General features: G+C 61.2%; 18 protein-coding genes and 1 pseudogene. 4 read left to right on the forward strand and 15 right to left on the reverse strand.

Going from position 1 to position 21,179, the window contains the following annotated elements:
- Positions 1 to 383: 383 nt before the first annotated feature.
- The 10 genes from Q3C01_RS16360 to Q3C01_RS16405 all read right to left on the reverse strand — a co-directional run bounded on the left by Q3C01_RS16360 (position 384) and on the right by Q3C01_RS16405 (position 8,751).
- Positions 384 to 1,094 carry a hypothetical protein gene (locus tag Q3C01_RS16360; protein WP_458146349.1) on the reverse strand — a complete coding sequence of 237 codons (711 nt, stop codon included), beginning with the start codon at positions 1,092 to 1,094 and terminating at the stop codon, positions 384 to 386.
- 79 nt (positions 1,095 to 1,173) lie between these two features.
- On the reverse strand, positions 1,174 to 1,701 hold the full coding sequence (locus Q3C01_RS16365) for a P-loop nucleotide/nucleoside kinase family protein (RefSeq protein ID WP_458146350.1): 528 nt from the start codon (positions 1,699 to 1,701) through the stop codon (positions 1,174 to 1,176).
- A 166-nt stretch (positions 1,702 to 1,867) separates the two neighbouring features.
- Positions 1,868 to 2,488, reverse strand: a complete 621-nt coding sequence (locus Q3C01_RS16370) for a hypothetical protein (RefSeq protein ID WP_458146351.1) — start codon at positions 2,486 to 2,488, stop codon at positions 1,868 to 1,870.
- Positions 2,489 to 2,538: 50 nt separating this feature from the next.
- Positions 2,539 to 2,736, reverse strand: a complete 198-nt coding sequence (locus Q3C01_RS16375) for a hypothetical protein (protein ID WP_458146463.1) — start codon at positions 2,734 to 2,736, stop codon at positions 2,539 to 2,541.
- A 236-nt stretch (positions 2,737 to 2,972) separates the two neighbouring features.
- Entirely contained in the window at positions 2,973 to 3,761 is a 789-nt protein-coding gene (locus Q3C01_RS16380; RefSeq protein WP_458146352.1) for a fumarylacetoacetate hydrolase family protein, read from the reverse strand.
- On the reverse strand, positions 3,761 to 4,774 hold the full coding sequence (locus Q3C01_RS16385) for a 2-dehydropantoate 2-reductase (protein WP_458146353.1): 1,014 nt from the start codon (positions 4,772 to 4,774) through the stop codon (positions 3,761 to 3,763). Before Q3C01_RS16385 ends, Q3C01_RS16380 begins: the two co-directional genes overlap by 1 nt.
- Before the next feature lie 111 nt (positions 4,775 to 4,885).
- Positions 4,886 to 5,311 (reverse strand): CBS domain-containing protein, encoded by a 426-nt coding sequence (locus Q3C01_RS16390; RefSeq protein WP_458146354.1) that lies wholly within the window; start codon positions 5,309 to 5,311, stop codon positions 4,886 to 4,888.
- 192 nt (positions 5,312 to 5,503) lie between these two features.
- Entirely contained in the window at positions 5,504 to 6,820 is a 1,317-nt protein-coding gene (oxlT, locus tag Q3C01_RS16395; RefSeq protein ID WP_458146355.1) for an oxalate/formate MFS antiporter, read from the reverse strand.
- Between the two features lie 259 nt (positions 6,821 to 7,079).
- Positions 7,080 to 8,369: an oxalate/formate MFS antiporter gene (oxlT, locus tag Q3C01_RS16400; RefSeq protein WP_458146356.1), complete on the reverse strand. Its 1,290-nt coding sequence runs from the start codon at positions 8,367 to 8,369 to the stop codon at positions 7,080 to 7,082.
- A 244-nt stretch (positions 8,370 to 8,613) separates the two neighbouring features.
- On the reverse strand, positions 8,614 to 8,751 hold the full coding sequence (locus tag Q3C01_RS16405) for a hypothetical protein (RefSeq protein WP_458146357.1): 138 nt from the start codon (positions 8,749 to 8,751) through the stop codon (positions 8,614 to 8,616).
- A gap of 201 nt (positions 8,752 to 8,952) precedes the next feature.
- On the opposite strand from Q3C01_RS16405, the gene Q3C01_RS16410 reads away from it, so the two are divergent.
- Positions 8,953 to 10,284: an Hsp70 family protein gene (locus tag Q3C01_RS16410; protein ID WP_458146358.1), complete on the forward strand. Its 1,332-nt coding sequence runs from the start codon at positions 8,953 to 8,955 to the stop codon at positions 10,282 to 10,284.
- 38 nt (positions 10,285 to 10,322) lie between these two features.
- On the opposite strand, the gene Q3C01_RS16415 is transcribed toward Q3C01_RS16410, so the two are convergent.
- The 4 genes from Q3C01_RS16415 to Q3C01_RS16430 form a co-directional block, all read right to left on the reverse strand.
- On the reverse strand, positions 10,323 to 12,203 hold the full coding sequence (locus tag Q3C01_RS16415; protein WP_458146464.1) for an AI-2E family transporter: 1,881 nt from the start codon (positions 12,201 to 12,203) through the stop codon (positions 10,323 to 10,325).
- 658 nt (positions 12,204 to 12,861) lie between these two features.
- Positions 12,862 to 13,314 carry a universal stress protein gene (locus Q3C01_RS16420; RefSeq protein WP_458146359.1) on the reverse strand — a complete coding sequence of 151 codons (453 nt, stop codon included), beginning with the start codon at positions 13,312 to 13,314 and terminating at the stop codon, positions 12,862 to 12,864.
- A 465-nt stretch (positions 13,315 to 13,779) separates the two neighbouring features.
- Complete coding sequence (locus tag Q3C01_RS16425; RefSeq protein WP_458146360.1) at positions 13,780 to 14,223, reverse strand: SRPBCC family protein; 444 nt, start codon at positions 14,221 to 14,223, stop codon at positions 13,780 to 13,782.
- A 99-nt stretch (positions 14,224 to 14,322) separates the two neighbouring features.
- On the reverse strand, positions 14,323 to 14,538 hold the full coding sequence (locus Q3C01_RS16430) for an exonuclease domain-containing protein (protein WP_458146361.1): 216 nt from the start codon (positions 14,536 to 14,538) through the stop codon (positions 14,323 to 14,325).
- 468 nt (positions 14,539 to 15,006) lie between these two features.
- Between Q3C01_RS16430 and Q3C01_RS16440 the strand changes: the two genes are divergently transcribed.
- From Q3C01_RS16440 to Q3C01_RS16450, 3 genes and pseudogenes are all read left to right on the forward strand, one after another.
- Positions 15,007 to 15,954, forward strand: a complete 948-nt coding sequence (locus tag Q3C01_RS16440) for a LysR family transcriptional regulator (RefSeq protein ID WP_479684012.1) — start codon at positions 15,007 to 15,009, stop codon at positions 15,952 to 15,954.
- Between the two features lie 127 nt (positions 15,955 to 16,081).
- Positions 16,082 to 16,471 (forward strand): annotated as a pseudogene (locus Q3C01_RS16445) (DUF305 domain-containing protein); the annotation flags it as partial.
- Between the two features lie 75 nt (positions 16,472 to 16,546).
- A complete protein-coding gene (locus Q3C01_RS16450) occupies positions 16,547 to 18,055 on the forward strand; it encodes a YncE family protein (protein WP_458146362.1) in 1,509 nt (502 codons plus the stop codon).
- 178 nt (positions 18,056 to 18,233) lie between these two features.
- Here the strand turns inward: Q3C01_RS16450 and Q3C01_RS16455 are convergent, their stop codons facing one another.
- Entirely contained in the window at positions 18,234 to 20,018 is a 1,785-nt protein-coding gene (locus tag Q3C01_RS16455) for an adenylate/guanylate cyclase domain-containing protein (RefSeq protein WP_458146363.1), read from the reverse strand.
- Positions 20,019 to 21,179: the final 1,161 nt, after the last annotated feature.

Here is a 21,179-nt window from a genome sequence, read left to right on the forward strand (position 1 = left end):
GGGGCCACCCTCCTCGGCGATCGGGTTAGTCAGGACGTTGATATGGTCACAGTGCGCTTCAACTACCGCTTCGGCGGTTACGGTGCACCGGTCACCGCGCGCTACTAAAGCATGATCCGGAAAAGTGTGAAGCGGTTTTCCGAAAAAAGATCATGCTCAAACAATAACCTAAAGCGCGATGACGATTCATCCTAATCTCATCGCGCTTTAGTCGATCGCTGGTTAGCCACCATTTGAGCCCCGGCACAGCCGGGGCTTTTTTTGCCGCACGAACGGTTGGCCGAACTGCGGTGGCCGAGACGGGTCCCCGGCACTGCCGAACCATCTCAGCCGAGGGCACCTATCCGGGATTTCGCTGCGCTCGATCCGGACTACACGTGCCTTCACCTGTCGGCACTCAGGCGGAAATTCATCTCGATCTTCTCAGGCGGCCCGCCGATCCCGGGGCGCCAGGGCGAATAGTCCGGCGTGGGATCGGGATCGCGGGAGAGGTCGAGCCGCCAGATCTCGGTCGGCGTGTTGGGAAGAGTCAGGATGACCTCGCGCCGGCTCGTCTTGTAAGACAGCGCGGCGGTCGCGAGGATCACCTTGCGCTCGCCGTCGTGACCGTACCAGCCCTCGCTCAAGGTGACGGGCGCGAAGCCACGGCTTTCGGCGACAGAGATCTGCACGTCGGTCTTGTCAGCCGGCAAGGCCATGCCCGTCGGCAGGCGGAATTGCAGCTCGAGGGTCATGTCGCCGTGCGTGAGGTAGGGCGAGCGGATCAGCTCGTACCAGCCCCAATAGGCGAGGCCCGCGATGATCAGCACGACAGTCACGGCAAAGGGGTAGGAGAGGTGCGTCCGGCTCACCGCGCCCGGTACCGCCGCATCGGCCGACGGCACGCTCTCGCGCACGAGGCCGAACCTCGTGAACAGCCAGACGCCGGCGATGAATCCGACGAGGCCGCCAAAGGGTCCGATGTTGAAGAACGCGCCCATGGCGATGCCGCCATCGCGGTCCGGCCCGGACAGCAGCACGACCAGCGCGGCAAGGGCGGACCAGCCGGCGAGCGCGCCGAGGAGACCGGAGAGGAGGCCGAGGATGAAGGACATGATGGCGATCTGCGGGGCTTCGATGTCTTTAATGGTGGCGTCGCCTCGTTTGTCGCGCTCTGCGATATTTGGGTTCGAGTCACTCGTCCCGATGGCTCGCCCCAATGTGCTGCAGAATGCGAGCGACCAGGGAGTCTGTCGAACCATCCGCCGTGTCCAGGATGAGGTGATCCCGGTCCCAGGCTTCGTAGGACCTGTTCACGACCTCGTCCCAGGTCGGGGGGATGAGGCCCTCGATGTCGGACACGCGGGCTTCGACCCGGCCACGGTGCGCGGCGAGGTCGCTGCAGATCAGTTCGATTTCGACGATCCGGACAGAGGCTCGCCGGGCCGTTGCTCGCCAGCCGCGCCGACTTGCAAGCACGGGATTGACGCAATCGGCAACGACAACGCGGCCGAGTGTCAGATTTTCGAATGCGAGCGCGTTCGCGACGGCGTAGCCGTGCGCGCCAGGCTCGACGCCGACCGCCCGCAGGCTCTGTTCGATCGCGTCAATGCGAAGGTAGGTCGCGCCAGTTTGCCTCGTCAGCTCCCGGGCTAGCGTCGTCTTTCCGGTGCCAGGCAGGCCGCTGAGCACGAGCAGTTGGGGCGCAATGAACGCTGTCATGCCCCATGTTGGTTCGGCCGTTCAGGGGCTGGCAATAGGCCCGGCACAACGAATCGCCAAGGGCGGTCGCCCGGATGAGCGATGCGATATCCGGGTCTTCCATGGAGACTGTTTCCCGGATGTCGCTTCGCTCATCCGGGCTACGAAAGCCAAAATACGACGTGCGTTACTGCTCCGGCGCGAGCTGGACCATCTGGCGGCCGGCGTTCATTTCCTTCAGCTTGTTGACGTACTCCTCGGGGCGCTGCCAGCGCATGGGGACCTTCAGTCCCATGAACTCTGCGATGTTGCCGATGAAGCCCGTGCAGTTCATGGTCTCGGCGTTCCAGACCGGCGAGGTGTCCTGCAATTTCCTGATGTAGGCGAACACCCGCTTGGCGTCGGCCTCGTTCAGATAGACGCGGTAGCTCGCCGTCAGATATTCCGGATCGAGGTCCCCATAGCTCGCGCCGGTCTCCGATGGGACCGGAATGACATGGCCGATCATATAGGTAAGCGTGTCGCCCACAGGCGTCAGGCCTGCGACTTCGACGGCACGCTCGCTGGTCTTGCCGTACCAGACAAAGGCATGTCCCCAGCTCGCCGCGGTCCTTGCCCTGAAGTCCACGTAGTACGGGCCCTTTGCCTGACCCGGCTTCGACCGCGCATCACGAGACGCGAGCGCATTCGCTTCAGCGATGCGCTTGCGCGTCTCATGGGCGGAGGCCGACTGGATCGTGCAAACGAGCGAAAGGACCGCGCATCCCGCAAGGAGGCGCAGTCCCGATCTCTGACGTGTGATTCCCACGCTTCGCCTTTCAGCCGTCGACAAAAGCCGCTTTGGAGATGCGTGAGGCTTTAGTAGCGCGACACGATGGGGCCGGGCGCCTTGCCGATCGGAGCTTTTCCAATCGGTGATTTGCCGATCGGCATCTTGCCGATCGGAGCCGGCCCCTGCGGATAGACGGGGACGGGCTGCCGGTGCGGCAGATCCGCGGCGCTCGCGGCCGTCGCCAGAGCAAGCATTGCACCCATTGCAATCACGATTTTCTTCACTGGTAGTTCCCCTTTGAGATCAGACAAAGCACAGCCATAGGGTGCCGCGCTCCCCAAGCAGCCCAAGATGGGTGTCGGAATGCGTCGACAGTGCGGCGAACGCGCGGTTTGTTGGGGGAAAATGCCTTGTGTGATGAAAATGACGCATGGATCGAAAGCGATCGTCATTCCGGGCTCGCGACTTCGTCGCGCCCCGGAATGACGGAGAGGGTGGGCGATCCGTTTCGCAAGCGAGGCTACAGCCGAAACTCGTTGGTCAGCTCGCCGATGCCGTCGATCGCGACGGTCACGGTGTTGACGGGCTCCTTCATCACGCCGACGCCGACGGAGGTGCCCACCGCAATGAGGTCGCCCGGAAGCAGGGTCATGTCGTGCGAGATCCTGCTGACGAGCTCCTGCGCGCTGAAGATCATGTCGGAGATTGGATAGTTCTGCCGCTCCGCGCCGTTGAGGATGGTGCGCACCACGAGCCTTGCTGGATCAAGGCCGGTCGCGATCACCGGACCGAACGGGCCGTAATCGTCGATGCCCTTGGCGCGGGCCCATTGCGCGAATGTGGGATCGCGGGTGAGGATGTCGTTGGCGGTGATGTCGTTGACACAGGTGTAGCCGAAGATGAAGGCGTCGGCTTCGCTCTGCGAGACGCGGGCGCAGGTCTTGCCGATGACGATGCCGAGCTCGCCTTCATAGGTGGTCTTGCCGTCATAGGAGGAGGGGCGGCGGATCACGGCGCCGGGCGTTGTGATGCTGGTGGTTGCCTTCAACAGATACAGCGGCTCCGGTGGCTCGGGCTGATTGAGCTTTGCTGCGAGCGCGTGAAAGTTGTTCCAGAGCGCGACGATCTTGCTCGGCGCGCACGGCGCAAGCAGCTCGACCTCGCCTGGCGCCAGCACCTTTCCGTTCGCCGCGTTGCGGCCGAACATCTCGCCGTCATGTACCGCGATGCCGCTTTGCGTGAGCGTTCCGAATCCCGTCGCACCAGCGTGTCGGAAGCGGAGCCATTTGCTCGGGCCGGCCGCGCTCATCACGCCACCGCCTTGGTTTCGGCAGGCACCGTGACGCCGTCATAGAGGCCTGCGATGCGGGCGCGCTGGGTGACCATGGCGAGCACGGAATCGAGCGCGGGCGTTGCGATTCCGGTCATGCGGCCCATCTCCTGGACCACGGTGACGAGCGGATCGATCTCCATCGGGCGGCCGCGCTCGAGATCCTGCAGCATCGAGGTCTTGTGCGCACCAACCTTGCGGGCGCCCTCGATGCGGCGCTCGACGTCGACGCGGAACTTGACGCCGAAGGTCTCGGCAATCGCCTGCGCCTCCAGCATGACCGCGCGCGACAGCGCACGCGTCGCAGGATCGGTGCAGATCACGTCGAGGGTTGCATGGGTCAGCGCGCTGATCGGGTTGAAGCAGACATTGCCCCACAGCTTCAGCCAGATCTCGTCGCGGATGCGGTCGAGCACCGGCGACTTCATGCCGGCGGCGACGAAGAGGTCGGCAAGTCGCTGTACGTCGCCTGTGATCTCGCCCGAGGGCTCGCCGAGCGGGAAATTGTTGCCGTAGACGTGGCGGATCACGCCGGGCGCCTCGATCTCGGTGGCCGGATAGACAATGCAGCCGATGGCGCGCTGCGCGCCCAGCTCGCGCCACTGTCGTCCGCCGGCATCGATGCTCTCGAGCGTCGAGTTCTCGTAACTCCCGCCATGCTTGTAGAAGTACCAATAGGGGATGCCGTTGACCGCGGTGACGATGCGGGTGCGCGGCCCGAGCAGCGGCTGCATCTTCTCGATCACGCCGGTGATCGAGTGCGCCTTCAGCGTGACGATGACGTAGTCCTGCACGCCGAGTTCGGCCGCATTGTCGGTACAGCGCGGATGCACCACGTGCTCCTCGCCATCCATGAGCAGCGTGAGGCCGCGCTCGCGCATGGCGGCGAGGTGAGGGCCGCGCGCAACGAGGCTGACGTCGGCGCCGGCACGCTTAAGCTGCACTCCAAGATATCCGCCGATCGCGCCGGCGCCGTAGATGCAGATCTTCATGAAATCCTCGCAGAGGGGAGCTGAATCGGGATTTTGGGCACGAAAGTCCGGGCCGGCTCGGATGGTCCGAGCCGGGGGGCCGGAAGTCACGGGGGAAAAGTAGTTTGGCCGTCAGGCCGCGTGCGGCGTGCTGTCCGTGATCTCGTCGACGGCAGCAGCGATGTCGCGCATGCTGATGACGGAGACGAGGCTGTAGTTATCGATCACAGGCAGATGCCGGATGTGGTGCCGGTTCATCAGATGCCGGACGTGCTCGATCGTATCGTTTGAGGTGCAGGGGACGAGCTGCTGCACCGAGACGAGCTCGGAGACCTTGACGTTGACGCCGTTCGCGCCGTGCTCGGCGACGGCACGCACCACATCGCGCTCGGTGAACATGCCGACCGCGGTGTTGCCCTCGGAGCGGACGACGTCCTTGACCACCAGCGCGCTGATGTTGTTGGCGCGCATCAGCTTCGCGGCAATACCCACCGTTTCGTTCATACGCACGGTCACGACGCGCGACGTCTTCTTGCGCAGAATGTCTCCGACCAGCATTGCAACCTCCCTGGGTGAACGATCTCAGTACAGTCTGGTATACAATATGCCAATCGTCAAGCGCTGGATTTGGCCGATCCGAAAAATCTTGCGGCAGCAGTGCTGACGTTTGCCGCGACTGGATTAGCCGAGACAAAAAGAAAGGGGCGCAATCCTGCGCCCCTTTCGATCGGATGTCGATGTGGTGAGCGGCTATGCCGTCTTTGCGTTGCCCGTCGCGGCCTCGGTCGTCGCGGCTTCCTTGCCGAGGATGAAGGAGCGACGCAGCGGCTTGATCACGAACACCGCCATCAGAGCTGCCGTCGCGTTCAGCGCGACTGCCACGACGAAGACCGACTTCCAGCCATAGGTCGCCGAGATCACGCTTGCGAGCGGCACCAGCAGCGAGGCGGTGCCCTTCGCGGTGTAGAGCATGCCGTTGTTGGTGGTTGCGAACTTCGAACCGAAGGTGTCGCCGCAGGTCGCGGGGAACAGCGAGTAGATCTCACCGAACACGCCGAAATACACCGCCGTTGCCAGCACGAACACGATCGGCACATGGCCATAGGCCGACAGCGTCAGCAGCATCAAGGCGGCCGTGCCGAAGGCGATGAACATGGTGTGCTCGCGGCCGATATTGTCGGAGACCCAGCCGAAGAACGGACGGCCGAAACCGTCGAAGATGCGGTCGAGCGAGATCGCGAAGGTCAGCGCCGCCATCTGGAAGCCGGCAAGCGTGACGGGCGTGCTGGCGATGTTGAAGTCGTGTGCGATCGGCGCGATCTGGGCCGCGGTCATCAGGCCGCCGGAGGCAACCATCACGAAAACCACGTACATCACCCAAAAGATTGGGCTGCGCAGCACCTGCGGCGGGGTGAAGTCGATCCTGGTCTGCGGCAGGTTGAGCTTCTTCTTCTTTGGCGGCACGAAGATCGACGGCGGCTTGATGAAGAAGGCGAGCACGAAGACGATCAGCCCCTGGCCGATGCCGAAGGTGAAGAACGCGCTCTGATAGCCGCTCGAGGCGATCATGCTGGCGATCGGCACCACGGTGAGCGCGGCGCCCGCGCCGAAGCCCGCGGCGGTCGCGCCGGCAGCGAGGCCGCGGCGGTCCGGGAACCATTTCAGCGCGTTGCCGACGCAGGTGCCGTACACCGCGCCCGCGCCCATGCCGCCGACGACCGCGGCGGCGTAGAGGAAGGTGAGCGAGTCAGCGTAGGAGTTGAGCACCCAGGACAGCGCGATCATCACGCCGCCGAACATGATCACGATGCGCGGGCCGTATTTGTCGACGAACCAGGCCTCGATCGGCACCAGCCAGGTTTCGGTCACGACGAAGATCGTGAAGGCGAGCTGGATCGCGGCGCGACCCCAGTGATGCTTGGCGTCGATCGGATCGACGAACAGCGTCCAGCCATATTGCAGGTTGGCGATCATCGCCATGCAGACGATGCCCATCACGAGCTGGAGCCAACGGAAACCACTTCGAAGAGGCGCGGCCGTGACGGCGCCGTCCGTGCTGGAAATCATCAACAACCTCCCAAGGCGCCTGTCTGTTGTTATCCGGCGTCGGCAAGACGACGGAGTGTCGCAAATCTTGTGGCGTATCGACGCAAGCGCGGCGCGCAGCTTGGTATACCATATCCCAGAATGCAAGCCCTATCTTGTCGTGCGTCGCAGCAAAATGCGCTGGGTTCTTTGGATTATCGGAAATTGGAACTGGTCTCCAAAAACGAAAACGCCCGGTTCCAAGGGACCGGGCGCAACGCGCGGATTGAAGAGGCAAGGTCTACGCGGCCGCCTGCGCGACCACCGTCCTGCGCCAGGGTTTCAGCACAAGGATCGCAAGCAACGAGGCAAGGATGTTGGCGCCGGCCGCGATGATGAACACGTTGTCCCAATGGCCCGAGGTCTGCTGCACGTAGTTCGCGAGCGGAACAAGAAGTGCGGCCGTGCCCTTCGCGGTGTAGAGCAAGCCCGCATTGGTGGTCGCGAACTTTGCGCCGAACGTATCGGTGCAGGTCGAGGGGAACAGCGAGTAGATCTCACCCCAGGCGAAAAACACGAAGCCCGACAGCAGCACGAACCAGACGGGATCGTGGCCCCAGAGGTAGAGCATCCAGATGCCGATGCCTTCCATGCCGAAAGCGATGAACATCGTGTTCTCGCGGCCGATCATGTCGGAGATCCAGCCGAAGAACGGACGCGTCAGGCCGTTGAGCACGCGATCGATGGTCGCCGCGAACGTCACTGCCGTCATGGTCATGCCGACGAGCGTGACCGGAATGGCGTCGACCTTCCAGTCGACCGCGATCGGCTTGAGGTTCGCCGTCACCATCAAGCCGCCGGCGCCGACGATCATGAACATGAAGTACATCAGCCAGAAGATCGGCTGCCGCAGCACTTCGGTAGGCTGATAGTTGCGGCGGCTCTGCACCAGCGCGGCATTCTGCACCACATTCGGCACCTGGCCTGGCTTCGGCGCGAGCAGGAAGAAGGCGAGAATGCAGATGATGATGCCTTGGCCGAGGCCGAAATAGAGGAAGGTGGACTGGAATCCTGAGTCCTTGATCATCGCCTGGATCGGCGCAACCGTGAGCGCGGAGCCGGCGCCGAAACCTGCCGCCGTGAGGCCGGCGGCGAGTCCCCGCTTGTCCGGAAACCATTTCAGCGCGTTGCCGACGCAGGTGCCGTAGACGGCGCCGGCGCCGATGCCCGCGATGATCATGCCGAGATAGTAACCGTTGAGAGTCGTGGCGTGAGCATTGATGATCCAGCCGATGGCGCAAAGCACGCCGCCGACGAGCACGACGATACGCGGACCGTACTTGTCGACGAACCATCCCTCGACCGGCACGAGCCAGGTCTCGAACAGCACGAACAACGTGAATGCCCACTGGATCGAGGCGCGATCCCAGCCGAATGTTTTCTGGATGTCGGGGACGAAGAACGTCCAGCCGTATTGGTAATTCGCGATCATCACCATCGCGGCGACGCCGATCGCCAGTTGAGCCCAGCGAAAGGTGTCGCTGACGCGAGCGGCCGTTGGGGCCGTTGTTGCGTGCACCATGTCCGTCATGAATCCTCCAGAGGCGCTTCTCTTTTTTTGCGAGCGCTGTGGAGGCATTCTTGTATTCGTTATGCCAAGCATCAAGCGCCCGACGGCTCGCCGTGCGCTTATGCCGCAACCGTCTTGAATCGAGGTCGCGCAACGAGCCGGTGCGCGCAAATAGAAATGGCCCCGCGAAGAGGGGCCATTCACCGAAAGTAGCAATTCGGGAAATTTAAAACTCGGGCGCGACAATTCGACGCTGCTGTTGGTCTCAAAGGCCGAAGCGCGGCTGATCGCCATTGCGGATCGAAATCTCGGCGCTCGCCATCAACAGGCGGTCGATCGCGGCGACGAGTCGGCCGATCAGAGAGTTGGAGGGCTGGAGCGTGACGGCGGCGGACTTGGACATCGGAAGTTCCCTTGCTTGAGACGGCCAACATTGCCGTCTCATCTTCGAAAGGCAATCTAGGTATACCAGATGCCAGGATCAATTGACTTGTTTGCATAGCAGCATTTTGTATCCCGCATCGCAGCAATCTGGATCTTGGCAGGACAATTCAAAGCCGCTAATGGTCTGCCCCCTTTTCCCGAGCATCTGTCAGAGTGGTTCATGTCGAGCGCCTCGCCCGCCGTCTCGATCGGCATCGATTTTGGAACCAGCAATACGGTCGTCGCGCTCGCGACGGACGACCGTAGGGTCGAGGCCATCCGCTTCGATCATGGCGGGCAACGGCACAGCGTCTACGTGTCGGCCCTGTGCTTCTGGGAGGACCGGCCGGGAAGCGGAGCCCAGGCTGAAGGCGGCCCGTGGGCGATCGAACAGTTTCTCGAAGGGCGCCACATCTACCGTTTTCTCCAGTCGTTCAAGACCTTCGCGGCCAGCAGCAGCTTCAATTCCACCCAGGTGTTCCGGCAGCGCTACAAGTTCGAGGATATTCTCGCGGCGTTCCTGCGGACGCTATCGCGCCATGGCGGCGACAGGTTCGGCTTCGAGGCGGCGAATATCGTGGTCGGCCGTCCCGTGCGCTTTGCCGGTGGCAATCCCGACGAAGCGTTGGCGATGGAGCGCTATCGGGCCGCCTTCGAACGGCTGGGCGCCGGCCACGCACGCTATGTCTACGAGCCCGTGGGAGCAGCGTTCTCCTTCGCCCGCCGCCTGGAGCGCGATGCCACCGTATTGGTTGCTGATTTCGGCGGCGGCACCAGCGATTTCTCCGTGATGCGTTTTTCGCGCACAGCGGGCAACTTGCGCGCCGAGCCGCTCGGCCACGCCGGCATCGGGATTGCCGGCGACACGTTCGATTACCGCATCGTCGACCACGTCGTCTCGCCGCGGCTGGGAAAAGGCTCCAGCTTTCGTTCGTTCGACAAGGTGCTGCCGATCCCCAACAGCCACTACACCAACCTCGCGCGCTGGCATCAGCTCGCGATGATGAAGAGCAACGGCGATCTGCGCGAGCTCCGGGAGCTTTCGCGTACCGCGCTGAAGCCGGCTCTGCTCGAGGATTTCATCACCATCGTCGACCTCGACCTCGGCTTTTCGCTGTACCGGGCTGTGTCCGACGCCAAGGTCGCGCTGTCGGCCAACGATCAGGTCGACTTCCGCTTCAATCGCGGCGGAGTCGACATTGGCTCAACCGTCACACGGAAAAACTTCGAAGCCTGGATTGCCGACGACATCGCGCGGTTGGGCGCCACCGTCGACAAGGTGCTGGGCGAGGCCGGCATCACCTCGCGCGAGGTGGAGAAGGTGTTCCTGACCGGCGGGACCTCTTTCGTGCCCGCCGTGCGGCGGCTGTTTGCCGAGCGGTTCGGCAACGAACGGCTGATGTCGGGAGACCAGTTCGAGTCGATCGCCTACGGCCTCGCCCTGATCGGACACAGTCCCGACCCGGACCGCTGGGCCGCGGGTGGTGGGCTCAGGCCGGGGGCTGGTGCGTAGAGCATGATCCGCGTGCTTTCCACAAGACGCGCTGCTGTCTAGCCACGCTGGGGCGGACTTGTGTTAGATCGCGCAATATCCCTGGTGTCATTGGCCGTAAGTTCGCGCTGCTTGGCGGCCGTTTGAATGATTGCTTCCAACGTGGCACCGAATGACCCAACACAAACCGTTGCGCCGACCGTATCCATCGTCGGCGGCGTGGCACCGGTCCCGAAAAGCGCGAGAACAATCCGGGCGTCGGCGTTCTTCCTGTTGAGCCTGCGAACGACATCTTGAACCTTGGCGCTGGACGGTTGGCCGACGTAGCAGAGGCACGCGAGCGACGTATCCGTCATGTCGAGCGAAAAGAATTTCGCCGTTGATAGCGCATCCGCCTCTTCCGCCATCGCCTCGATACCACGGTGCCTCAGCAAATAGGACAACACCAGCGCCGTCGCTTCGTCGAGCTTGCCGGATCCTGGAATGCAGAGCGCCGAACGCGGCGAACGGCTTTCTCCCTCGATCAACCTGCGTTGCGCCCTTGCTTCCTCAATTGCGATCGCCGCACCGGGGCTCGAGCTCATGTCCAGGGCCGGCGCGTCCAAATCGTAGTGCGCTTCCAGGTCGGCCACCAGCTCGTCGACGGTTGAAGCAATGCGATTTAATCGCTCTTCGTCGAGATGGCCCAATCGGCGGTCGGCTTCCGCGAGCCTCAGTCCCTCAAGCAGGATTGTGTCGCAGTATTCCTCAAGCGACGCCCCTTTGAGGAACTCATGCGCTTGCTCGGCGGCTTCAAGAGGATCTCCCGCCAGCATTCGTTGATAAGCCAGCTGAGGTGGGCTCAAAGGAGGCCGGTCGCCCAGCATGATTTCGAGGAACTTGAGCCGCTCGACATGCCGTCCCGCGACAACGAGACATATCGTCAGAGGCGTCGCCATCACCAGGCCGACCGGGCCCCACAGCCACGTCCAGAATGACGCAGACAGGATGATCGCGACGGGAGACAGGCCAGAACTATGGCCATAGATCAATGGTTCAAGAACCTGCCCGGCGAGCAGTTCCAGAACCACGAACAAGAGAGCCGTCAGCACCAACATTTGCCAGCCCGAACCAACGGCAGCGGCGAGAATGAGTGGAAATATGGCCGAGATCAGCGCACCAATATACGGAACGAACCGCAGGATCATCGCCAACAGCCCCCACAACGGAGCGGAGGGCACGCCAATCAATTCGAGACCTAAGCCGATTGCCAGACCGAACGCTGCGTTGAAGATCATCTGGGTCAGGAAGAGTTTGCTCAGGCGCTTGCCCGCATCATCAAGGGCTGCCGTCGTGCGCTGAATGTCGCTCGATCCGGCAAGACGGACGAGACGATTCCTCAGATCCTCCCTTTGCAACAGGATGAAAGTTACGAAAATGACGACGATCCCGGTCGTCGTGAGCGGCGAAAGCAAAGGCTCGATGATTTTGGCGAGCGTCGTCAAGGCACCCGGGTCGGGCTGCTTGACTTCAACGGGTATCGGAAGCGCTCTCTCTGATGATTGTCGCGCGAGCGCATTGTCCGGCCGACCAGTCGTCGCGTCACCGTGTTGCAGCTCTGTCCCCAGTTCCTTGAGAACGGTAGAGGCCTGTTCCAGCGTTCCAGAACCGCCCATCAACCCGCGAAGGCTCTCAATCTTGTCACTCAGCGTTTGCTGATATCCGGGCAGCCTGGCGGCTAGGTGCGTTGCCTGCGATACCATAAGCCCGCCCAGACTGAATATGATCGCAAATCCGAAGAAGACGACTATGAGCACAGAAGCCGTGCGCGGAACTCGCCATGAGTAGAGACGTATGACGAAGGGCGCGAGAACGAAGCTCAAGAGAACGGCCAGTGCGACCGGAACGAAAACTTCCCGGCCAAAATAGAGCGCAGCAATAATCAGTGCTGCGACAGCCATATTCGTCAGCGCGCTGCCTCGCCGCTGCGTTAGCCTTATTTGCTCGGGTTTCTCCTGCAACTGCGTGGCCCTCGCCCTTGGCCGAACCGATAGTCGCTGCGCCTTCGATGAAACCCTTCGGTTTCACGGCGCCAAACATCATCCAAGAGCCGATCATAAGACCTGGCGCCAAGCCTGGTGAGCTCAGTTGGACTTGGGTTCTGCAACGCGAACGAACGAATGCCGTCGCGCGCTCCTCTTTCGGCGCGGAGCGACTCTACGCCTCTTTTCCACCTCAGGTAAGAACAAAGTAGGGGATGACGCGCGCGCTTGTTCCGGCGCGCTTGCCGTGTCGGTGAGTGATCGAATTGGGCTGACTACGCTGCGGCACATGTGAAAACGGCCCGGAGGGTCGGGGAGACTTCCGGGCCGAGCGTTCCCTCCACTTAAGACCCCCTCGTGCGGCGAGGGGGCTACGCTTCCATGGAAACACTACGATGCAACAACCGCAGAACGCGCGCGCCTGCAAATATCTTCTTGGTAAGGCAGATTAACTCGCCGCAAGCTTCATCCGTTTCGGGTTCGAAAGCCGTCGCGCGCTACCGATGACGAGCGCTGCCCGTCCACGCCTAAATCCGAACCTGCGCTCACGCTGTGCGAGCCCAGCGCACCATGCCCGCTAGTGCACGACCAACACCGGCACGCTTCCGTCGGCCAGGACCTCCGATGTTTGGCTCCCCAGGAACAGCTTCCTGAGACCGCGATGCCCGCGAGAGCCCATGACGATCAAGTCGTAGCCTCCAGACTTTGCCGTTTCGATAATTGTAGTGGCCGGGTGCGCATTCGGAACATGCAAGAGTTGCGCGGATAATCCGGCGCGCTCCGCCATGGCGCGAGCTTCGCCGAGCACTTTGCCCGCCCGTTCCTTGCAGGCTGCGTCGAAGCGATCAAACTCTTCCTGCGAGGGAATCCAACCCCCGGCGTATCCACCCCCATAGTCGACCGGCAGAGGTTCCGTTACGGTGATTACCGTCACTTTAGCGTTCAAGGCCTTTGCCAAGGCAATTCCGTGCTCGACGCCTTTTTTCGCGACATCCGATCCATCCGTGCTCAAGAGAAGATTGGCGTACATTTGGGGCTCCCTTGCTCGTCGAACGTTTCCCGAAGAGAAGTGATGCTTGCTTATATGGTCCGATCGTCGCCGTGCGTCCACGCGCGAACATCATCGGCCCGCGCTGTCTCGCTATTCTAGAGCGCGAACCCCATCAGGGCCGCGATCCTCAATGAGTAATGGATCACGATCAGCGCGCCGATGATGAACACGGCGACGCCGATCACGGCCCACCATTTGATCCTTGTGGTCATCTGGCCTTCCTTCTTGCCGATGCTACTGCGCGTTGTGGCCATCGCAAAGGGCCGGTCGCTCTTGTCTCCACATAGGACGGGTTGAGCGAGCGCACGTCCCGATGGTCCCCCACATGAAAATGGGCCGCCTCAACCGGGCGGCCCATTCGTCTGACGTCAAGCGGTTCGGCCCACTCCGCGGCCTGCTTCTGCGGTGCGGTTTGCCGCCCGCAGCAAAACCCTCCGCGAGGCGCTACTGATTGATCTCGGGCTCGACGAGCCTTGCCAGGTTCCGCAGCGACTCCTGCCAGCCGAGATAGCAGGCCTCAGGCGGAATGGCGTCCGGTATGCCTGCCTGCGTGATATCCAGCTCGGTGCCGACGGATACTTTCTTCAAGATCACGGTCACCTGGATCTCGCCCGGCAAATTGGGATCGTCGAATTTGTCGGTGTAGCGCAGGCGTTCGCCCTGGATGAGCTCGAGATATTCGCCGCCAAACGCGTGACCATTGCCGGTCGTGAAGTTCCGGAAGGACATTCTGAATGTGCCGCCGACCTTTGGCTCCAGGTGGTGCACGGTGCAGGTAAAGCCATTGGGCGGAAGCCATTTCGCGAGCGCGTCCGCTTCGAGGAAGGCGCGATAGATTTTCTCTGGGGTGGTCGCCAAGACGCGATGCAGGCGTACAGTACTGGGCATGCTGGTTGATCCTCCTTGAAGTAATGGGTCCGAAATTGACGTCCGTTGCCCATTCATATCCCGAGGACGAACCAGACGTGGTCGGCCCGACACGACATCTCAGCTTTTTTGCCGGGTATGGGCCAGGATCCGATTGCCGCGGATCCTGATTGCCGCAATGGTGACAATGTCGGCTGTCCGCACGTTGAGACCCGTGGTCTCGCAATCTGTGACGACAAAGTCGTCGTCCGGAGCTCGATCGAACATGTATCGATACGACTGGACGGACCAGCGTGAACCATCGTCATCCCAACCATAGGTCCGCCCATGGATCATCGATATGATGTTGAGGCTGCAGCCTAAGGGCGCGCGGCGCGGACATGCGGTTCATTCCGTAAGCCTGCACGTGCGAGCGTGCCAGGGGCTGGGCCGCGGCGTGCGTTGGGTGAGCTGCAAGAGCAGGGGAAGAGGCAAGCGCAAAGCCGAGCGCCATCGTTGCAAAGAAGAGAACAGAGTGTCGTGATTTTTCTACGGTCATTTCAATTCTCCATTTGTTGGGTCTGCACCATTGAATGATCAGGCCCCGCGCATCGCGCTATTCGACGTGAGGGAAGATGGCGCATGACCAATCATCGATCCAACGAATAATTTAAGATGTTTCAATCGATAAAATCGATTAATCTGCCGACGCAGCGAGGCCACCGGGCGAGAGTGCCATCGCCGAAAGAGACAGATTGTTCTCGATAGCGAGATCGCGCTTGTTCGAATGAACGGTGGTTTGGGTGACGGAACAGGATTGCCGGCATGACCCTTGAACAGCTTCGCATTTTTGTTGCCGTGGCTGAATGCGAGCACGTCACCCGAGGCGCGCAACAGCTTAATCTGACCCAATCGGCGACGAGCGCCGCGATCGCCGCGCTCGAAGAGCGTTACGCGACCAAGCTGTTCGATCGGATAGGTCGTAGGATTGCGCTGACCGAGGCGGGGCGGCTATTCCTGAAGGAAGCAAAGGCGGTGCTTGCCCGTGCGTCCGACGCCGCGAAGGTGTTGACCGACCTTGCCGACCTCACGCAAGGCTCATTGGCGCTGGCGGCGAGTCAGACCGTAGCGAACTATTGGCTGCCCGTGGCGATCCAGAGCTATCGGTTGCGATATCCTGGCGTCATCGTCAGCACGACGATTGGCAACTCGGAAAATGTCGCAGTCATGGTTCGCGAAGGCAGCGCCGATCTCGGCTTGGTCGAAGCGGCAATTGATGACCCAACCCTCGTCATGGCTCCCGTTGCGGAAGACGAACTCATTCTTGTTGCGCCGCTAAATCATCCCTGGGCAGCAAGAACGCCGCGATCGGCGCAGGAATTGAAGCGCGGACCTTGGGTGTTGCGCGAGCCAGGCTCAGGTACGCGATCGGTCTTCGAGGGTGCGCTGCCCGGCCTTGGTTTAACGAGCAAGGATCTCAACGTCGCGCTCGTGCTCCCATCGAATGAAGCCGTTCGCGCCGCAGCCGAGGCTGGCGCCGGGGTCACCGTGATATCCAGGCTGGTGGTCGCGAATTCGGTCAAGGCAGGCAACCTCGTTCCCGTCAAATTTCCTCTTCTGCATCGCCGCTTCGTCGCCCTTCGACACAAGGAGCGATACGTCAGCCGCGCAGAGCAGGCATTTCTAGACGTGATTTCGAACGACGCTGCTTCGAATCGTAAAACAAAGAAGGGCAGCGAGCGAAGCTTCCCTCTCCCAACCATCGAGAGATAGATTTCATCGGTTGCTCATCGGGAGAGGTGGCGACCTATCGGATATTCTTCAGATCGACGACGTGTTACGATTTGGAAATGAACATGATCGGGAGGTCGGGATGATTTCGCTCACTCGCGCTTCGGCCATGCTAGCGGTGACCACGCTGGCAGTCGTGTGCACCGTTGGAGCCATCTTCTTTGCGTCCGCCCAGCCGCTTCCGGCGTCACAACCGGAGATTTGCGCGAGGCCCAGCTCCGATGTCGGTGCAGAAGCTCCCTTCCTGGCCGAGAACGTCACCGCCATGAAAAGAATGATGGGCGACATGGCGGTGAAGCCGACCGGCGACGTTGATGCCGATTTTGTGGCGATGATGGTGCCTCATCATCAGGGTGCGATCGACATGGCGCTTGCCGTGCTTCGCCACGGCCGCAATCCGCAGATCAGGCGGTTGGCCCAGGAGATCATCGTGACCCAGCAACAGGAGATCGCGGTGATGCGCCTCGCTGTCGGTCAGCCCCTGCCGCCGTCTACACCTTAGCGACTGGAAGGGCCGTCAAGGGCGGATCGAGTCGAAATCCAGCCAACAGAGATCGAACGATGGAGCCGTGACATGAAACACGCCGCTTATCTGGGAGGCCTTCTGGTATCGATCGTTCTCGTGAGTGTGCGATATGCCGGTGCCGGACAAGTCCCGGGTGCTGCCTCCAATCCCGACATCCCGATCAGCCACCGCGATCGCGTCTACGCCGCCGAGCAGTTTTCGAACACAGTCTCCGTCACTGATCCCGTCGACAACAAGCTGCTCGGCGTTATCCGGCTCGGCGATCCGCTGCCGGCGAGCTTCAGCCCGCTCTACCGGGGCCAGTTGCTGGTGCACGGCTTGGGTTTTTCGCCCGATCATCGCACCCTTGCCGTGGTTGCGATCGGCTCCAACGCCGTGAATTTCATCGATACCGCGACCAACACCGTCAAGCACGTCACCTATGTCGGGCGCTCGCCGCACGAGGCGTTCTTCACGCCGGACGGCAATGAAGTCTGGGTGGTGGTGCGGGGCGAGAACTATGTCGCCGTGCTCGACGGCACGACCTACCGGGAAAAGACGCGGATCGTTGTGGCTAACGGACCGGGCATGACGATCTTTTCGCCGGACGGGAAGTACGGCTATGTCTGCTCGTCGTTCACGCCCGAGACCGCGATTATCACCGTCGCCGACCACAGGATCGTCGGCAGGGTCCCGCAGGCCAGCCCGTTCTGTCCGAACATTGCTGCCACGCCGGATGGTGCCCAGGTTTGGTTCACGTTGAAAGACACCGGCAAGGTTCAGGTGTTCGATGCCCAGCCGCCATTCGCGCTCCTGAAGACGATCGACACCGGGCCGATCACGAACCATGTCAACATCGTGCGCAACGCCAACGGCATGTTCGCCTATGTCACGATCGGCGGCCTCAACGAGGTCCAGGTTTATCGCACCGACGATTTCTCGAAGGTGGCAACCATTCCGGTCGGCAAGCTGCCCCATGGCATCTGGCCGTCCGGTGACGGCACGCGGGTCTATGTCGGCCTCGAGAACGAAGACCGCATCGCCGCGATCGATACGCTGACGAACAAGGTGATCGCGACGAGCCCGATCGGACAGGCTGCGCAGGCGGTGGTCTACGTGCCGAATGCCAGCTCGGTGATGAGCGTGAACGGCAACGCCGCGATGACGATGATGCCTGCGATCCCCGATCGCGCGGGAACGGAGCACCTGCAGCCACTCGGCGTAGCCGGGATGTCGACGCAGTTGTGGCTCGCGCCGCCCGGGCAGAAAGCGGACAGGGCGCCCACCAGCGTCTCGCTCTCCGACCAAGGCCTGGTGCAAGTGCTCGAGGCTTCGGTCACCGGGCTCGAGCCAGGCAAGCCCTACGTGCTGGCCCTGGCGACCGAGGCGTCGGGCGGCGGCGCGCTGCAGCCCCTGCAGGGCTTCATGACCAATCCGGCGGGCGCGGCGGTAGTCACTGCGATTGGACCAATCCGGCAGCTCGTGCGCGGTGATGACAAGGTCCAGCGCCGCTATCTGGTGATTGCGCCCGGTATAGTCGACGGCCCGGGCACGCCGGTGCAGGTCCAGGCGGAATGACGCGGTTGTGTCCGAGATCGAACGGGCACATTTCGCGTTGCGCAGATTGGCGCGCATTCCACAAGACGCACCGCTGTCCAGTCACGCCTCAAGCCCATCATTTTGCGTCGGCTTTTCGGATATTGGCAGACATGCGACAGCATGTTGGTCGGCGTCTACTAGCGCACCCGTCTAGACATCACCCTTCGGGTACTCCGGCGATGTACAATCCCTTAATCATGCGCTTGGCTCCTGCAACGAACTTCGCGCCGCCGCGCACTGGAGCCTCTCTGACGCGACGGATAGTAAATGTTGGGTCAAGTGCAAGTCCCGCATTTGCGGCCACTTGCGCCTCGCCCAGTCTCCCAAGAAGCGCGAGCGATGCAGCGTACCCAAAATGCACGAGCGGATAGTTTCGGTTGGCCTCGATTCCTCGAGCAAACCAGGCGGCTGCTTCTGCGTCTGCTGCGATCTGCAGCTTGGCAAAACCCGCCGTATTCATCCAATGGAAGGTGGAGATATCGCGAGGGGACAGGCGCAGTGCTTCGTTGACGTGGCACTCAGTATCTGCACCGCAACCCATATAAAATTTGGCGATGCCCATCATCACGCGAGCGTCAGCCAAATTGCGATCCAGGGCCAGGGCTCGCTCGCACTCAGCCATGCCTTGGGCCAGCCGATTCGTATTGATGAGTAGGAAGGCTAAGGTGAAATGAGCCCAGGGGTGGTCCGGTGAAAGGCATAGCGCCTTCAGCACCATTGTCTCTGCTGCTGTCAGATGCTCGTGGGGATGGTCAGTTAAGAATAACACTCCAAGTGCAGTCTCAACCGTTGCCGTCCAGCTCATGGCGTCGACATTTTTGGGATCAATTGCTAGAGCCAGTTCAAAAGAACTGCGAGCTTCTGTCAAATGTTCGGGTGTCAGTCCCTTGCTCAAGGAATGGCGGCCTTGGAAATAGAGATCCATGGCGTCGGGATTCAGCGCTCTTGCCGCACGACGCGCCTCGGCCACGATGAGTTGGTTGTCTAACGTCCGGGCAATCCTGGTTACAATTTCGTCCTGCATATCCAGCAGATCGGCGATGGGCTTGTCGAAGCGGTCGGCCCACAGGTGATTGCCTGTCGTCGCGTCGATCAATTGAACGTTCACCCGGAGACGGTTGTCGCAACGCTGCACCGAGCCTTCAAGCGCGTAGCGAACGTTTAACTCACGACTAATCTGTCTGACATCGACAAATTTGCCTCTGTAGGTGAATGCGGTGTGTTGGCCGATAACAAATGAGCCGCCGATGCGTGATAGATCTGTGGTGAGGCTCCCGGTCACACCATCGACAAAGTAGTCCTGCTCGGGATCGCCACTGAGATTGGCGAAGGGCAGCACAACGATGGAAAGGCGAGGTGGTGAAAGTACGCTTGATCCCGCGCGCGGAGATTGCGTCGCTGGGCTGCGGTCGTCCAGAACATAGACCCGAACCGGACGGCCGATGTTTTTGAGGTTCTGCTCGCCCAGATCGACGAACCGATCCCCAAACTTGCCCTGGACCTGATCGTAAGCAGCCGAGGAGATGCAGATGCCGCCGGGCGCTGCGACGCTCTCGAGCCGCGCCGCGATATTGACGCCATCGCCAAAGATGTCGTGGGGTTCGACGATCACATCGCCAATGTTTACGCCCACTCGAAAAGCGATACACCTGTCTTCCGGATCGTCGGTGGTAAGTTCGCGGACGCGCGCTTGGAATTGGATTGCAGCCCGAACCGCTTCGACGGCACTCGGAAACTCCGCGAGGAACCCGTCGCCGGTGTTCTTCACGATGCGACCGCCGTGTTCGGCGATTGCCGGCTCGACGCCGCTGGCGAGGAGCGCCATCAGCTTGGCGTGCGTAGCTTCTTCGTCTTCGTGCATCAGTCGCGAATACCCGGACACGTCGGCCGCCAGTATCGCCGATAACCTGCGCTCGATTCGAACTGGCCGCTCCTGCGCCATGGTCAACAAGTTCCTGCACGGTACTGTTGTATGATGGATCACCGGCCGTACCAAATGCGCAATACCCACCGAGAGGATAGTTTCGCCCAACAGCCCATCGAAACGACAGCTGAGCTGACCGTTGCGGAAAATATTCCAAGGGGCGACGGGGATTTCGCCTTATGGCCCTAGTGCGAAGTCTGGCCTGGCCCTTGAATGGTCTGCTCGTCGGTGGGCATCGGAATGAGCTGAGAGGTATTCAAAACGACGCGTTGGCCCCAAAGCTGCCGATCATCAGACTTGCTATCAGCCTCAGGTTGCGCTTGGTTAGGCTGGCTATCAGGTTTTGCACGAGGTGCAGGCTATGGTCGATGCACTTAGGCCCTCCGAACCCGCTCCGACAAATCCGCCTGCAGACTTTTTGCTAGAATGGTACAAACTTCATCGTGCGCACGAGTTGGAGTTGAACAGAGCGACCCTTGCCTACGAGCTCGAGCTAGCCAAGCTATTCGTTCTGCTAAATGGCGGAGCTGCTGGTGCATTCCTAACCTTGACCGGAGCCATATGGAAAGAACCGCCGCATCCAGCCTTCGGATTCGTTGCAGGCGCGATCTGCTGTTGGTTGCTAGGTCTTTTCATAGCTGCACTTGCAACTAACTCGGCATACTATGCACAAAGAGAATACACGAAAGCCTACCGTCTTCGGCGAAACGGGGAGGAGCTACGGCGAATTTATGAGAGCGGCATAAAGCCGAGGCATCTTGGTATTGAGATCTGCTCAGCGGACGACGCGGAGCAAAAAGCAGACGAAGCGCGAAAGCTTGCCAGCGCTTGGTCGAATGGCGTCCCCAAACTTCGTCTCGGGGCTGTACTTCTTTTCGTCGCAGGCGGTTTTTTAGCTCTGATTGCGCTCCAGCCTTCGTTCGCATCTGCACTTTCTAAATGAGTGTGGCGGCAAACGTGCGACACGCAAAGGCCATACGGCTTTGAATACGTCAGACAAGAGAGATTTCAGCTAATGGCATCAAGCCGAACCGGCCGAGGCGCATTGTCAGGTCTGCTTTCAACGGTCCATCGGACATGGGTCCACGCTCGCGTTCGCAGCGGCTTTTGGCCGCAACGCTTGCTCCTACTCACGCACTGTCAAAGAAGCTCTCTTCAGTCATGCTGCTGACGCAATCT

Source organism: Bradyrhizobium sp. UFLA05-109 (assembly GCF_054185165.1).